The sequence below is a fragment of the Winogradskyella alexanderae genome, assembly GCF_020166335.1.
Classification (GTDB): Bacteria; Bacteroidota; Bacteroidia; order Flavobacteriales; family Flavobacteriaceae; genus Winogradskyella; species Winogradskyella alexanderae.
In genome coordinates, this window is the sequence record NZ_JAIUJR010000007.1 from 117,605 (window position 1) to 133,936 (window position 16,332).

The following is a 16,332-nucleotide window of genomic DNA, read 5'->3' on the forward strand; positions in this document are numbered from 1 at the left end:
TATGTTTTCAATCAATTATCTTTAGGAATTTAAAATCCAACTGAATTATGTTTATTAGAATTGCTCTTGTAACCTTACTTACAATTTATTTTGCGCATTCCAAAAATGTCATAGATTCCATTGCCACCGTACAACCTTTAGCAGTAGTTGAAGATAATTTTGTAGAAAATAATTACACAAAAAAAGAGGTAATGATAGAAATGCGTGATGGTATAAACTTGCACACTACTATTTATTCCCCAAAAGATATTTCAAAAACCTATCCTATTTTAATGATGCGTACACCTTACAGTTGCAGACCCTATGGAGAGGAAAATTATAGATCAAGAATAGGCCCAAATAAATACCTCATGGAAGAAGGTAATATTATGGTCTATCAAGATGTTCGAGGTCGCTGGAATAGTGAAGGGGTATACGATAATATGAGAGCTTACATTCCCAATAAGACTGGTGATGAGACGGATGAGGCCAGTGACACCTATGACACTATAGAATGGCTCATAAATAATGTCGAAAACAATAATGGTAACGTTGGAGTTTACGGTATCTCTTATCCAGGTTTCTATGCAACTTATTCACTGTTAGACGCGCACCCAGCCTTAAAAGCAGTTTCGCCTCAGGCATGTATTGGTGATTTCTTCTTTGATGATTTTATTCATAATGGCGCTTATTTATTAAGCTATTGGAGGGCGACTACAGTCTTCGGTTACATGAAAGATAAGCCTACCACCGAGTCTTGGTATACATTTCCCGACATTGGTACAGAAGACCAGTATCAATTTTTCTTAGATCATATGCCTCTGAGCAAATTAGAAAAGTTTTATGATGAGGACAACGTTTTTATGGAGCAACTCAAAACACATGTTGCATACGACGAGTTTTGGCAGAGTAGAGGAATAATTCAGCATCTAAAGGATATTAAGCCAGCAACAATGATTATTGGAGGGCAATTTGATGCTGAAGATCTTTATGGACCTTACAATACATACCAAAGCATAGAGGTAAACAGTAATAACTATAATACCTTAGTTTTTGGTCCATGGAGTCACGGCGATTGGGCAAGAACACGAGAAAGACAGGTTATCGGAAATATTTATTTTGGTGACGGCATATCAGACTATTTTCAAAAAAATGTTGAAACTAAATTCTTTAATCACTTTTTAAAGGGAGAGGCCAATGGTAAAACAGGATTGCCTGAAGCACACATGTTCGATACGGGTAAAAACACATGGCATTCATTTGAGTCTTGGCCACCTGCTAAAACTGAAAAAGAAATTTATTATTTACAGGCAGGAGAACAATTAACAAAGCAAGTGCCTAAAGAAGACGTTTCTTCAGATTTTATAAGTGACCCAAAAAAACCAGTTCCATATTCTGAAGATATTAAAGTGGTTTTCACCCCAAGAAAATTTATGACTGACGATCAGCGTTTTGCAGCACGAAGACCAGATGTATTAACCTTTGAAACAAATGCATTAGAGGAAGACGTCACCTTAGCCGGCGAGATAATAGCAAAACTCAATGTCTCAACTACAGGTACCGCTGCAGACTGGATTGTAAAGGTAATAGATGTGTTTCCAGCCGATACAAAAAACACAAATGATGTACAAGATCACTTAAAGTTAAGTAACTATCACATGATGGTTAGAAGTGAAACCATTAGAGGCCGATTTAGAAATAGCATGACAACACCTGAGCCTTTTGTGCCTAACCAAAAGACCAAAGTAAATTTAAAATTACAGGATGTGTTTCATACGTTTAAAAAAGGACATAAAATACAAATACAGGTTCAAAGTACATTTTTCCCTTATATAGATGCCAACCCTCAGACTTATGTTGAGAATATTTTCCAAGCAAAAGAAGAGGATTTTGAAGCTCAAACACATAAAGTGTTTAATGATTCAACAGTAGAGTTTACAGTTCTAAAATAAACTTATGACATGCCTGTAATCGATTCGGATTATAAACCGCCTTTCTGGGCTAAAAAAAGCTTTGTATCTACCGTTTTTTCGGGCCTTGCTAGGCAGGTAAAAGGTTTATCGCAATCTAGGGAACGCATTGAGTTGGCAGATGGTGACTTTATTGATGTAGATTGGAGTTGTGCCTCTAAAGCAACAGATAAAGTCATTATTCTATTACATGGACTAGAAGGTCATGCGCAAAGGCCTTATGTGACAGGTCCTGCTAAACTCTTCAATGAAAATTGTATTGATGCTTGTGCTGTTAATTTTAGGGGTTGTAGTGGAGAACCAAATCGACTATACCGTAGTTATCATTCGGGAGCAACTGAAGATTTGGAAGCGGTTGTTAATCATATTTTAACCAAAGATACATATAATAAGATCTATATAAAAGGGATAAGTCTCGGTGCTAATTTGGCATTGAAATATGTTGGAGAACGTGATAATATACCAAAGGAAATTAAGGCCGTTGTAGCGGTTTCTACACCATGTAGTTTAAAAGGCTCTTGTGATGAACTACTCAGTTTAAAAAACAAACATTACGCCATTCGGTTTCTGGACCATTTAAAGAAGAAGCTAAAACCAAAACTTAATCAATTCCCTGACAAATTGACGATTGCAGATTTTAATTCAATAAAAAGTTTAATTGATTTTGATCATGTTTATACATCTAAAGCACATGGGTTTAGAGATGCCTATGACTATTATGATAAAGCAAGTTGTCTTCAATTTTTACCAAATATTAAAGTGCCTTCATTAATTATAAATGCACTTAATGATTCATTCCTTTCGCCAGAATGCTATCCTGTTAAGGAATCAAAAAACAATCCAAGTCTATATTTAGAAATGCCGAAGTATGGTGGCCATGTTGGATTTATAGATAGTAACAATATCTACTACAATGAGAAAAGAGCTTTGGAGTTTGTGAATCAATTATAAATCTAAAATCTCATCAAAACTATTTTTTTGGACTACTGGTTTTATGAGTCTATCTTGTCTGGAGTGTTATGGATACTAAACTTAAAACCTATTTATTGTGTTTAGGTGTTCTGATATATGAATCAATTTATTCGTGAAATTCTAAAACTTTTATCTTGTTTCTTGTAGAAAATATCTTGCCTTCATCATGCAACTGCTTAATGACTCTTGTTATCACAACTCTCGAAGAATTCAGGTCTTGCGCTATTTCCTGATGCGTTATTTCCAGATCCACATCATTGTTTATTTTCACTTTATCGGTTAGATATTTTAGCAATCGTTCACTCATTTGCATGAAAGCTAAACAGTCTATAGATTCTACCATTTCGATCAATCGGAAATGATAACTGTCTATGATAAAATGTCTCCATGATTTAAAATTAGCTAACCAGCTATCAATATTTTCAACTGGTATGAAGATGGCTTCTATGTCGTTTTGGACCACACCTTTGAATATACTCTTTTTTTTATTGATGCAGTTTACAAATGATATGGCGCAAGTATCTCCTCGCTCAAGAAAATACAAAAGAATTTCTTCCCCTTCTTTTTCCTTACGAATGATTTTTACGACACCATCTAAAATAAGTGGGATGTGAGTTAGCTCTGAGCCTATATCTATTAAAAGTTCACCGCTCTTTATTTTATCATAGCGGCCAACTTTTACAATTTCATCAATTAATTTCTCTTCAAAGATATCAGAGTAGCATACGGCTAATTTCTCACGTAAAACAAGTTCTTGGTTTGTCACTGTACAAAAATGAAATTTATTTAGGTAAAGGTAATAAATTGACAAAGAAAAACCCTCTAACTTTTGCTAGAGGGTTCTAAGTTCAAAATTTAGTTTAATTTATACAGTGAAAACAATTAAAAAATTAGAACTTTACTTGTATCTGTGCTGCAATTTGGTCATTGTCAACATTTGTTACAGTTTCTATGTTTGCAAAATAGTTTATTTGTAATCGATACATTTTATTAAAGAAATAATTAAAGCCAAATGTCATTCTTTCCTGATAAATACCAGGGATATCGCTTACATCAACATTTTGATCAAAATATTCCCACTTGAAGACAGGTTGGAACTTCTCATTGACACTGTAAGCAGCCATAATATAAGCACCATCAGAGGTAAGTCCATCTAGTGATACTGGATCTAAACCACCACATCCACCTCCAGCGGCAGTTAAATATGCTCCAGTATCGTGAATGTATTCACCTTGAATTTTAAGTTTATTCAATTCGGCTAAGAATTCAAAACCATAAGTTGTTCGGTCAGATTCATTGTCGTTTAACAACGGGAATCCATAGCGAAAACTACCTCCTACTGTTAGGAAGTCCGTCAATCTATAGGTCGCTCTTCCGACAATATCTTTTTTAGTATTATTGTCTAAAGGTTTGAAGCCTCCAATACCCGAACCATTCATTATGGCAACAGCATAGTTGAGTCTATTGTATTTGTTGCCTCCAAATATACCGATACCAAAATCACGTTGTGGCGTAACTAACTGATCTACAACGATTGCCCTTTCAATGGTTGTTAAGGCAAAACAAGGTGTTGCTAGATCTAAGCTAAATGGTTGTTTGTAAGAACCAAGTGAAATTCTAGCCCAATTGTCTGCATGATACGTAATAAATACATCCATGAGGTAGACATCGCTTTGGTTACCAATAAATGGACTAGCTTCGAGCATGAAGTAGTAAGAGAAATCTTCATAAATGTCCCCTCTTACTCCAATACGCGCTCGTCTAAATTTAAAGGTGTTATTCTGGTCCCCATCTGTAAAATTATAGTCAAACTGAGGTTGTAAATATCCGAATAATTTAATCTTCTTTGTCCCTGTAGTATCACTGCTACTAGAAGGGTCATCAACATCACAACCTTGGGATAATATTGTACTGGTACTAAATAGCAGTACTAAAAAGATCAATTTATATATGAGTTTCATTATATGTGTTTTTTATTCAATAAAAATTTATGGCACTATTGGTAGATTTTTTGGTCCTGAATCACCACCCCATTGATTTGAGGTCCAGGCAGGATTATCATTGTATATACCATTCATTCCAAATGTCATTGAATAGGCGTCATAACCAAGAACTCTTAAACAAGCTGTCAATATAGCAGATGTCTGACCTGTGTAACAGTAAGTAACTAATTGTGCATTACTTCCAGAATTTAATGCTTTATAAGAGTCATCACCAAGGCCAAATGGTAAAATACGATAAGCACCCTCAATATGGCCAAATGCAGCATAATCTCCTTCACTAAAATAGTTATTGATAAAGTAATTTCCAGGGCTATTTAATACATCTGAACCACTTACAGTAGCAGGACCAAATCCAGCTGCTACAACAGCTTCAACACGTTGTTGAAGGATTGCTTGTCCATTTGTTAAACTGGTTGTAATTGTTGGGTCGTCAAATGTTAAATTTGTAGGTGCTGTATCAGTATCCGACCAATTTGGGTGGCCATTTGCAATGGTTCCTATGTTGTTATCCCATTTGCCAGAAGTTGCAGCATTCCATCCAGACATACCCCATTTTAGAGCATAGGTATCAGGATAGCCATATAATCTTAATAAAGCAGTTGCGTAACAAGCGGTTTGTCCTGTATAGCATACTACTAATATTGGTTTAGTAGTAGTCGCAGCCGTTGTTAAAATATCAGAAAAAGGGACATTGTTTGCACCATCAATGCGAGCTGCAGCAAAGTCAGCACTGCTTCTTATATCCATTAAATAATATGTGTCAAGAAAAGTCGCTAGATCTGCTTCTGCAGGAGCAGGTTTAACAAAGAAAGTAGGTTGACCTTTAGTGCCTTTTATATTATTTATATCCAGATTGTTGTCTACCATATACTCTTTCATAAGAGTAAAAGCAGGTGTTGCAACAAAATCACCATCAGTTGGTTCTTCACCTCTATCACAGGAGGTGAAAAGTGCAGGGACTAATAATAATCCTATTAGAAATAACGATAATTTTTTCATGATTTATTTGTTTATGTTATTTGATTAATTTGTTTTTATTCTATTACTGGGAACATGTTAATTTCCTTTTTAGTGAATGCGTTCCAGTCGTTATCTTTCATTACTCCATTCATAAATCCGTTTTCGCCGTAGGCAATGTTACCCGTGTTGTATCCCAACACATTTAGGTAAGCAACTATGTAAGCGGCTTCTTGCCCTGTAGCAGAATAAAGCGCTATTTTTTTGTCAATTGGAAGTGATAATAGATCAGATTCTAATAATATTGACGTACCGGGTTGATATTGAACAGCTCCAGGAATATGACCCTTGGTATAGGTTTCAGAGTTGTCAAAATTAACAACAAAGTAGTCTCCAGGCGCTTCAAAAACCTCTGCTGATTTTACTATAAAGTCACTGTAAGGTGTCGCAAATAGTTCCTCAAGTCTTGCATTAAGAATATCTTTTGCTTCTGTCTTTCCTGTTTTTATAACTGGGCTTTCACCTAATTCTGGTTTTGTGTTTGCAGTTGCCTCAAGCTTGTCAGCAAAGTCATTTTTTGCATTTTTAGTCCAAGCATTGGCGGCAAAGTCTTCTCTCCAGGCACTCATTCCCCATTTCATGCTATATACATTATCGTATCCAGCTAAATTGAGTAAGCTCGAGTAGTAAGCAGCGGATTGACCAGAATAACAAATAAGAACTATCTTTTCGAAATCTTCTGGGTTAATGGTCTCTTTAAAATAAGTTGGCAATTCTGTAGCGGGAACATTGGCTGCATTTTTAATATGACCATATTCATACCAGCTATCTGTTCTTAAATCAACAATGTGATATTTAGGATTCTTAAAGTTTTTCTTAACCTCATCTGCCATAATTATTGGCAATTCGCCTTTAAGAAAGCTTGTATTTGGTTCTAGATAATTTACCAGAGTTGTAAATTCATCTACCGTGTTTGCGGCATTAACTTTTTCTTGAGCATAACTATTAAAAGCAGCAAAAGAAATGGATAATGCAATTAAAATTAAAACTGATTTTTTCATGTCATAATTATTTAAAATTCAAAAAAATTAATTGTTTAAACTCGAGTATAAATTTATTGCTGAAGACCTGTGTTTTTTATGACTTTTATCAGAAATAGATAATGTATATTGGGTAAATACAGTATCATTTGTTACATTCTTTAGTGACTAATGTTACAAAGCAATTCAATTAGGAATGGTTTCAATGTTGTATCGTAAATAATTGATTTACAATATTTTATAATAAAAAAATAAAATTGTGAATATTTGCAAGAATAGCTATTTGGCACTAAATTTTAAATCCCATTCTATTGAATGGGATTGAAGACCTTTTTATGTGACTTGAGTTACATAAACTCACCTTATAAAGAAGAATATTTTTAGTATTGATGCTTGAAAGTTAAATCAATACATCAATCTTATTTCTGCCTAATTTAATCTTACCATCATGCTCTAAAGTTTTTAGAAGTCTCGATATAACTACTCTGGATGTATGTAGGTCGTTAGCTATTTCTTGGTGTGTGATGGATAGCTTTTCTGAATGCTTCAGTTCCACTTGTTTTTTAAGATAATCTATGAGTCGATCATCTAAATTTAAGAAGGCTAAACTCCGTATTGCTTCGCCAAGCTCAAGCAGTCTATTGTGGTAACTATCTATGATAAATATGCGCCATGATTTATATTTAATCAGCCAATCTTCAATTAAATTCACAGGAAGCATTAGGCATTCTGTTTCTTCTTCTACTGAAGCTCTAAAAATACTTTTGCTCAAGTTGATACAGTTAATAAATGAAATAGCGCAAGTATCACCTTTTTCTAAGAAATACAACAACATTTCATCTTCGTTTTGATCTTCTCTTAATACTTTAACCAGTCCTTTAATAATTAAAGGAATATGTGTCATATTGTCTCCAATATCCAATAAGATCTCTCCTTTTCCGTATCTCTTAAGCACACCTTTTTCAACAATTTCCTGAATCAGTTTTGGCTCAAAAATTTTATGGAATTGCCTAACAAATCTTGATTTGTTGAGACTTTTATTAGTTGCCATTTTGTTGGTTTTAAAGGTTAGTAAAAAAACTAAATTTTAAGACTAACAACCTCCTTCTACAGGCATTTTTTTCTTCTTTTTTGGGACTACTATCTTAGGGGCTATAATTGGTTTTGAAGCAACATATTTAGTTTTGGCAGCTGCATCTTTTGCCTTTTTCATGGCTTCTTCTTTCTTTTTTATTGATTCTTGAATAAAAGCATTCACATCTGCTAGCGCATTTTCGACCGTTACGTCTTTTGTAATCAACTTGTTCTGATAATAGCTGTTTACAACTGATAGTATTTTTATATTATCAAAACCTAATTGATACAAAACCATATAGGGTGCAATGGCTTCATTTGGGTTGTTACTATACAAGACCAAGGTTTTACCTTGTTCTTTTAAATCTGTTAATACATCTGAATTCTCATCATTCAAAATTTCAGGAGCATACATATTAATTGCATTTTCAAGATGCCCTTTATCAAAATCAAACTGGCTTCTTAGATCAATCAAAGCTTGGTTTGTCAAATTAATGTCCTTTTGCGATAATAGATAATCTGTGTTCAATATTTGAGCCAATGCATCAGTTGGCTGTGTTGTATATAAATGCTTGGGACGTTTATATGACAATAACGCAATTATGACTACTAAAATTGTCATTACAGCTGCTATGGAAATTCGTTTGGTTTTTTCTAATTCTTTCATAAGAAATATATTTTTAGCTGGTTAACAACCTCCTTCTAAAGGCATTTTTTTCTTTTTCTTCTTTGGTACTACTTTTTTTGGAGCCTCAGGTTGTTTAGGAACATACTTTTTAACTTCAGCTTTTTGAACCACCTTTTCTGGATAAGCCACACCAAAATACATGCTGGCCGCTTTACGAAAATTGTATTTTTCAAACTCGATAGAAGCCATATTCTCTGTTGGTTTTTTTGGATTTATAATCGTGTTGTACCATTCATTCAAACCGCCTTTTAGAACATGCAAATTCTTATATCCCAATCGGTTGCATAAAATCCAGGCCTGGTCTGAATGAAAGTTGTCATTGGAGAAAAGAATCACATCAAAGGCATTTTGATTAAGATAAGGTTGTGAGTCTTCTTCTAGTACCTTACTTAATGGGATGTTGATGGCATTTGGTAAGGTGTATGTCTTAAAGCTACTTTCGTCACGAACATCAAGCAATAATAAAGAAGGATCCTGGTTTATGATTCTATCTGCAAGCTCATCCGTTGTAATATATCGCTCTGGACTAAAGGCATTGGCTAATAAATTCTCAGGACTGATGCCTTCTTGTTTTTCATGTTTAGGAAGCAATAACAAACCTCCGGCAAGAATCACAAATACAACCGCCAGAATGACGTATCTGAAGGATAAAACCTTAACTAATTTTCGATTTAACATTATCCAATATTTAAATAATTTAGTAAAACACTTTTTTAACCCGTTTGCGAATCAAATCAGAAAAGGCAAAAATAATAACTGCGGCAATAGTAAATAAGAAAATAAACCAATAAGGATCAAAATCTAACGAATCCATTAAGGTAACGTATCCTTGAAAATATCCATTGTGAATAGGATCTAAAAGGCCATAGAGCTGTGAAAAAATAAAAATTCCAATCATAATACCAAAAACATATACTATGGCGTCAATTTTACCTATTGCTACAGCACATAAACTTGTGCCAGGACAAAATCCAGCGGCTACAAATCCTATACCCATAATAGCTCCACCTATTATAGCGCCCCATAGGTAGGTAGGATGTATATATAGCATACTCATATCTAAGTATCCCAGATAATCTAAGTATAGAATGCCTATTGCAGATACCAAAGCTGCTGTAAAGAACACTTTCAATACTGCAAAGTCATAACCATAAAATACACCAGCCAATTTTCTGGACGATGAGAATCCTGAGGCTTCTAATATAAACCCGAAGAAAATACCAATTACTATCGCGATGATACTATTCCACTCAAAAGGTATGATGTCGTTTGGAATTAGTGGTCCCATAATCTTATTCTGTTTTTAAATCCAATTTTTTCTAAAAAAGTAAGCCACCAGGAACCCTGTTCCGAATATAGCCAACATTGTTATAAATCCTCCTGTAGACAGCACAGCAATACCGCTTAAAGCAGCTCCACTTGTACATCCTCTGGCTATTTGTGAACCCACACCAAATAAAACACCTCCCAAAAGGGCAAATATTAAACGTCTTCTTTTAGTAATTTTTGGTGAATGTTGCGTACGCCAACCAATTCGTCCGGCTAATCCACCCGAAATGAAGGCGCCGATTAAAATACCAATAGTTTCAAAAACAATCCAGTTATTCATTGGATTTTTGTCACCTTCGACAAATTTGCTGTAAAAGGCACTTTTTTTGGCGTATTCATGTGATGTTGCATCAACCATGGTAACAACGCTACTTTTCATAGCTCCACTTGCACCAAGGCCTCTACCGGTTATATAGAATGTTAATATGATTAACAATCCCAGCAGGAAACCTCCAAAATAGGGGTTCCAATAAACGTGTCTGTTTTGTTCTTTATCCATTGCTTAATCTTTAATAGAGATAACGTGTTATTTGACCTGCTTCAACCATGACAAATCTAAAAATCAATCCACCAATTAATACCAGTAATGCAGGAATTGCTACGGGAACTTTATAGCCTTTTATTTCAAGAGCTTCCAGAATTCCAGGAATTATCAAACCTAGAATAACCACAAACCCAAAGAATAATACTGTGAACTCACCACCAACCAACAGGCGCATGGCTTCCAGTTGTACTTCAGACCCAGCATACATTCCCATAAGCATGTGAATGATCAATCCAAGTTCAATGATAATCAAGGCTAAGTCTACTTTTCCAAACAAATGACGTTCCTGGGCAGTCTTGGCAAGTAGAATGATGGCCGCTGCTCCTGTTGATAATCCAGAAGTCAAGAATAAAGGTCCCAAAATAGCATTATTCCAGAGAGGTCTGGCATTGAATGCTGATAACAGAATTCCGGTATACACCCCTAAAATTATCGATAATGGAACCAATAGGTACGCCATATTCTTTCGATTCTTTTTAACGAATTGTTCGAATTTTTTCAACCATTCAAACTTTAAATCCCAAGTGGGGAACAATTCTGAGAAATAGCTGAACACCCATAAGAAAGATAACGGTGTTACGATAAGTAATACCCATGCTCCCCAAGACATAGGCGATTCTATTCTAATAGTAGTATATAATTGCCATGAATAAAGGGGATTCTTTAAATCATAAATCAGGGCTATCAATCCAATTACCAGAGCAATAGGTGGAATTATGGATGCATATTTTACAGTTGTAGGATACTCATCTTCTTTGTTGAGAATAACGACTATCGAAGCAAACAATATAATACCTGCTGCCAAACCACCTAAAAACAAATACAATCCAATTGGCCAATGCCAAATTTCCAATGAAGGGTCTATATTCGGAATGTCTCTTCCGCTTACGAAAATTTCTTCTTGCATAACTTTAATCTTATATTAAATAATATACTTGTGGTTTGGTTCCAGCTTCGGGAGCCAAAGTTTTATATTTTCTATTCTTCAATAATCTGGAAACTTTACTGTTTGGATTATCCAGATCGCCAAAATACATGCAGTTGGTTGGACAGACAGATACACATGCAGGTAACTGTCCTTTTTCCAATCTATGATTACAGAACGTACATTTATCTACATAGCCACCTTCAGGATGAGAATAACGTGCATCGTAAGGACAAGACTCGATACATGCACCACAGCCAATACATTCATTTGGCGTAACCAATACGATTCCACCATCAATTATATGACTTGCGCCAGTTGGACAACATCGTACACAAGGTGCATTTTCGCAATGGTTACAGCGTTCTGATTTTAGTTCCAATACTACGTTTGGATACGAACCATCAACAGTTTCTGTTATCCAATCTCTACAATATCCAACAGGCACATCGTTTTCTGTTTGGCAAGCCACGACACAGTCGCTACAACCAACACATTTTAAGGTGTCTATAACCATTGCATATCTCATATCGTTACAGTTTTATGTGGGTTTTCAGTTAAAATTTCAACAAAGTTGCCTCGCATTCCTGTTCCTCCCATAATTGGGTCTACAGCAACTTTTGTTATCATTTGTGTGTCGTTGATTCCTTTACCAAAGGCTTTGGTCAGTTTTTTATTGTCATGACCAAAACCATGAACCATATACACAGAATCCCAACGAATTCTTTCGGTAATTCGAACTTTTATAGGAAATGTTGAAGTCACCTTATCCTGATTACGCAACCAAACTTTCTGACCTGTTTTTAAATCAAGAATTCTGGCAACTTTAGGGTTAACCCAAAGTTTGTTCTCATTCATTAGATCATTTAGATTAGGATTATTGGCAGTTCTGCTAAATGTATGCATAGGTGCTCTTCCATAATTTAATCTATAGAATCCTTGAGGTGGTTCCGGATGTTTGGTGAAGACAGGGATTGGGTCGAATCCAAGTGATTTCAATTGATTGGAATACAATTCAATTTTTCCGCTTTCGGTAGCAAACTCATGGGTTTTACCTTCTTCAAGATATAACGAACCAGATTTACGAGGGAATTGTTTTACGCCAATCTTTTTCATTTCTTCCAGAGATGTGCCTAGTTTATTCAATTGCCATTCAATGACTTCTTCATAATCATCAAATTTGAAATATTCACTTAAACCAAGACGTTCACCTATTTGTTTTGCAACCCACCAACCTGGTTTGGAATCATATTTTGGTTTCACTGCTGGAATTCTGACTGCAATGGATGGTTCTCTGTTAGGTGAAGAGCGAATGTCATCGTAACGTTCTAAATATGTACATTCCGGAAGCACAATATCAGCGTAACCAGTAACGTCCATTGGCATCGTATCTAATACAACTATGAATTCGAGATTTTCAATGGCATCCTCTAGTAATTTTTTATTAGGAATAGATTTCGTGATGTTAGTTCCAGCAATCATCATCGCCTTTACTGGATATTTTTCGTGGTTTTCTTCAGTTGGAATTGCACATTTCATTACTTCTGTAGTGATTCCCATTTGAGCCAATGGAAATTTTTTACCAATATCTTGCCAACCCCATTTTGGTTCTGGATATTTAGGATGAGGGAATTTTGGCACTTTCAAACTCTCCTTAAAGTAGAATCCGCCTCGTCGTCCCCAGGAACCTAATAAAGCGTTCAATATTGCCATTGCTCTAGCACGTTGTGAGTCGTCTCCATACCAAGTTACATGGCGACCAGGGTGTATAATGACAGATGGAGCAGCATTTGCCATTGCTCTTGCAGTTTTTCTAATTTCTGCGGGTTTGATGGTTGTAATACCATAAGCCCATTCTGGCGTGAAGTTCAATACATGGTCTCTAAGCTGGTTAAATCCAGTACAATATTTATCTACATATTCTTTATCATATAACTCCTCTTCAATCAACACATTCATCCAAGCCAACATTAAGGCTATATCTGTAGCTGGCTTAATTGCTAACCAATGCTGTGATTTACTTGCTGCTGTTGAGAATCTCGGGTCAACTGTAATGATTGTTGCACCATTATCTATAGCGTCAGACATTTCCTGTACTTGTGTATTATGCATGTTCTCGCCAATATGAGAACCAATTAACACCAAACATTTTGTGTCTCTTATATCCGTAGGTTCAGGAGAACCAACCCAAGAACCATAGGTTAATGCAAAACCTGTCTCCCTTGGTCCACGACATTGTGCGTAAGCTGGTTCTGCAATGGTATCCGATCCATAAGCTTTAAAGAGATGCTCTAAATGCTTGCCAGGTGAACCATGTTTTAATAAAGCAATAGACTCGGCACCATGAGTATCTTTAACTTGCTTAAACTTGGATGCAATTAAATCTAACGCTTCATCCCAAGATGCTTCCCTAAAGGTTTGCTCTCCATCAATAGTTGTTCTAATTAAAGGTGTTTTTAATCGGTCTTCATCGGAATACATACCAATTCCGCCTGTGCCTCTTGGACATAGTCTTCCGTTACAATGCGGATCGATATCATTACCAATGATTTTTTTGATATTTCCTTGTTCGTCTGAATGCGCCCAAGCTGCACATTTCCAAAAACATACTTCACAGTATGTAGCCGTCTTTTTTAATTTTTTCGCGATGTTTTCAGCAACTAATTCATTTAAAATTGAATTGCCGCCAAATGCACTAATTACAGAAGATGATGCAACAGCACCGCAAAAACCAAGGGCAGATATTTTAATAAATTTTCTTCTAGATGTGACCATGTCCAATAATTTCTTCGGAAACAAATCTATCAACTATTAGGCATTGAAATTGTGACATATGTCATAATAGACAGATTTTTAATGCAACCTAGGTTACATAAATTAGAATGTTTTTTTCGGATTCTTTACTTTGGAGATAATTTCCAAATTATTGTACATTTGATCAACTCGCATTTTTAATGAAAAAAAAAGAATATTCTATAGCCTTTTTTATCTTGATTTTTTTCGTATTTGCAGCGCTTTTTTTTGCAAGAAATGGGGCTTATTTTTTTTCTGAACCTGCATATCAAAGTACTACTGAATTCAGTCAAATAGCAGAAAAGGAATCATGCTTTCAATGTCATCAGGATACCAAGGGTTATTCAAAATATCATAATCCAGAATTTATAGGTTGCGCAGGTTGTCACTTAGGAAATATAGCTTCTAATGACAAAAATGAGGCTCATAAAGGAATGGTTTTGATTCCCGGAAACTTGTCCGACGCAAAAGAGACTTGTGGTAAATGTCATCCTAGTGAATTGTACAAAATAGAACAGTCTTTAATGACAACAAATAGTGGAATTGTCGCAGTTGACAAATTTGTTTTTGGTGAAGCGGATAGTTTAGATTATCATTATCATATTAAAGATTTGGGGTATTCGGCTTCAGATAAGCATTTAAGAGATTTATGCGCTAACTGTCATTTAGGTGCAGAAAAAATGGAATATGGTCAGATTACGCAATTAAGTCGCGGAGGTGGTTGTAATGCTTGTCACTTAAATTATTCTAACGAAGCTAAATACGATTTAGAAAGTTATTTAGCTTCCAATAAAAAGGAATTACCTCAATATCATCCTTCAACTGATATTTTTGTGAATGACACCCATTGTTTTGGATGCCATAGTCGTTCAAGCAGAATTTCTACTAATTATATGGGCTTGCAAGAGACCTTGTTAGAAGAAAGCGACATTATTAATAAAACTGATTATAAAGTTTTACAAGATAAAAGAGTTTATAAAATCCTTGAACAAGACATACACCATACCAAAGGGATGTTGTGTATTGATTGCCATTCGTCTCATGAAGTGATGGGTGATGGTAACACGTATGCACACGCAGAACAAGCCGTGAAATTGCAATGCTCTGATTGTCACTTCAAGGAAAAGCCTAATACGATTCCATACGATTCTTTAGATCGAGAGAGTTTGCTAGTCTTTTTGCATAGAGATTACAAGCATCATGACAAACAAATTATAGTCGCAGAAAAAGATGGTCATCCATTAGTAAATACTTTTGTGGATTCTCTTGGTAATGCCTTTTTAATTGGCAAAAAAGATGATACTCTATATAGTTTAAAACCGCAATCTGAATTTTGTTCTCGAGATAATGCGCATCAGGATGTGAGTTGTGCAACTTGCCATTCGTCTTGGACGCCAAGATGTATTGGTTGCCATAATGAATATGACAAAGAAGAACCGAGGGGATTTGATTTACTTGATAAAAAATATATTCGAGGACAATGGAAGGAATATGTTGCTGAGTTTTCATCGTCTTTGCCAGCCATGGGAGTTCGTGAAACTGAAGAAGGAAAACATATAGAGCCTGCAATTCCCGGAATGATAATGACCATTGATTTAAATAGTTATTCTCATAATGACGAGAACGAGAGTTTGTTATTTCACAGATTATACGCTCCAAATTCACCTCATACCACAACAACAGCAGTACGCGATTGTAAATCTTGTCACTCTAACTCAGCTAGTTTAGGCTATGGTAATGGTATCTTGGAATACAAAATAAAGAATAAAAAAGGGACTTGGATTTTCACTCCTGAATACGCATTAAACGAAAACGATAGCTTACCAGAGGATGCATGGATTCCATTTCTAAAAGAAGTAGATAAAGCAACTGTAAGATCTACACGGCATGACTTTAGACCATTTTCAGTTAATGAACAAAAGAGACTTCTATTAGTTGGTGCTTGTTTGCAATGTCATAAAGGAAATTCTGAGGTTATGCAGAAGACTTTAAATATTGGAATAGATTCTATACTGCCAATTATTAATAAAGCATGTATATTGCCTGAAAATTTTTAAC

15 protein-coding genes are annotated in these 16,332 nt (G+C 35.3%); 3 read left to right on the forward strand and 12 right to left on the reverse strand.

The features are described 5' to 3' along the window. The first annotated feature begins 47 nt into the window (after window positions 1–47). Window positions 48–1,931 carry a CocE/NonD family hydrolase gene (locus LBU54_RS11200; protein ID WP_224529457.1) on the forward strand — a complete coding sequence of 628 codons (1,884 nt, stop codon included), beginning with the start codon at window positions 48–50 and terminating at the stop codon, window positions 1,929–1,931. A gap of 9 nt (window positions 1,932–1,940) precedes the next feature. Further along, window positions 1,941–2,900 (forward strand): YheT family hydrolase, encoded by a 960-nt coding sequence (locus LBU54_RS11205; protein WP_224529459.1) that lies wholly within the window; start codon window positions 1,941–1,943, stop codon window positions 2,898–2,900. Between the two features lie 127 nt (window positions 2,901–3,027). Here the strand turns inward: LBU54_RS11205 and LBU54_RS15430 are convergent, their stop codons facing one another. The 12 genes from LBU54_RS15430 to LBU54_RS11265 all read right to left on the reverse strand — a co-directional run bounded on the left by LBU54_RS15430 (window position 3,028) and on the right by LBU54_RS11265 (window position 14,256). Further along, window positions 3,028–3,687: a Crp/Fnr family transcriptional regulator gene (locus tag LBU54_RS15430; protein ID WP_224529461.1), complete on the reverse strand. Its 660-nt coding sequence runs from the start codon at window positions 3,685–3,687 to the stop codon at window positions 3,028–3,030. Between the two features lie 124 nt (window positions 3,688–3,811). Further along, on the reverse strand, window positions 3,812–4,882 hold the full coding sequence (locus LBU54_RS11215; RefSeq protein WP_224529462.1) for a porin: 1,071 nt from the start codon (window positions 4,880–4,882) through the stop codon (window positions 3,812–3,814). A gap of 27 nt (window positions 4,883–4,909) precedes the next feature. After that, complete coding sequence (locus LBU54_RS11220; RefSeq protein ID WP_224529464.1) at window positions 4,910–5,923, reverse strand: rhodanese-like domain-containing protein; 1,014 nt, start codon at window positions 5,921–5,923, stop codon at window positions 4,910–4,912. A 35-nt stretch (window positions 5,924–5,958) separates the two neighbouring features. Next, on the reverse strand, window positions 5,959–6,942 hold the full coding sequence (locus LBU54_RS11225) for a rhodanese-like domain-containing protein (protein WP_224529466.1): 984 nt from the start codon (window positions 6,940–6,942) through the stop codon (window positions 5,959–5,961). A gap of 379 nt (window positions 6,943–7,321) precedes the next feature. Further along, the gene (locus LBU54_RS11230) at window positions 7,322–7,972 is read right to left on the reverse strand and encodes a Crp/Fnr family transcriptional regulator (RefSeq protein WP_224529468.1); all 651 of its coding nucleotides are present in this window, start codon (window positions 7,970–7,972) and stop codon (window positions 7,322–7,324) included. 42 nt (window positions 7,973–8,014) lie between these two features. After that, window positions 8,015–8,662 carry a rhodanese-like domain-containing protein gene (locus tag LBU54_RS11235; RefSeq protein ID WP_224529471.1) on the reverse strand — a complete coding sequence of 216 codons (648 nt, stop codon included), beginning with the start codon at window positions 8,660–8,662 and terminating at the stop codon, window positions 8,015–8,017. Window positions 8,663–8,683: 21 nt separating this feature from the next. Further along, complete coding sequence (locus tag LBU54_RS11240; protein WP_224529473.1) at window positions 8,684–9,361, reverse strand: rhodanese-like domain-containing protein; 678 nt, start codon at window positions 9,359–9,361, stop codon at window positions 8,684–8,686. Between the two features lie 19 nt (window positions 9,362–9,380). After that, entirely contained in the window at window positions 9,381–9,971 is a 591-nt protein-coding gene (locus LBU54_RS11245; protein ID WP_224529475.1) for a YeeE/YedE thiosulfate transporter family protein, read from the reverse strand. A gap of 15 nt (window positions 9,972–9,986) precedes the next feature. Beyond that, window positions 9,987–10,511 carry a YeeE/YedE thiosulfate transporter family protein gene (locus tag LBU54_RS11250; RefSeq protein ID WP_224529478.1) on the reverse strand — a complete coding sequence of 175 codons (525 nt, stop codon included), beginning with the start codon at window positions 10,509–10,511 and terminating at the stop codon, window positions 9,987–9,989. A 10-nt stretch (window positions 10,512–10,521) separates the two neighbouring features. Then, complete coding sequence (nrfD, locus tag LBU54_RS11255) at window positions 10,522–11,463, reverse strand: NrfD/PsrC family molybdoenzyme membrane anchor subunit (protein WP_224529480.1); 942 nt, start codon at window positions 11,461–11,463, stop codon at window positions 10,522–10,524. 10 nt (window positions 11,464–11,473) lie between these two features. Continuing rightward, on the reverse strand, window positions 11,474–12,010 hold the full coding sequence (locus LBU54_RS11260; protein WP_224529482.1) for a 4Fe-4S dicluster domain-containing protein: 537 nt from the start codon (window positions 12,008–12,010) through the stop codon (window positions 11,474–11,476). Then, window positions 12,007–14,256 (reverse strand): molybdopterin-containing oxidoreductase family protein, encoded by a 2,250-nt coding sequence (locus tag LBU54_RS11265; RefSeq protein WP_224529484.1) that lies wholly within the window; start codon window positions 14,254–14,256, stop codon window positions 12,007–12,009. The genes LBU54_RS11260 and LBU54_RS11265 overlap by 4 nt, the downstream gene beginning before the upstream one ends. A gap of 179 nt (window positions 14,257–14,435) precedes the next feature. Here LBU54_RS11265 and LBU54_RS11270 point away from each other — a divergent pair, with 179 nt between their 5' ends. Continuing rightward, on the forward strand, window positions 14,436–16,331 hold the full coding sequence (locus LBU54_RS11270) for a cytochrome P450 (RefSeq protein WP_224529487.1): 1,896 nt from the start codon (window positions 14,436–14,438) through the stop codon (window positions 16,329–16,331). Window position 16,332 lies beyond the last annotated feature (1 nt).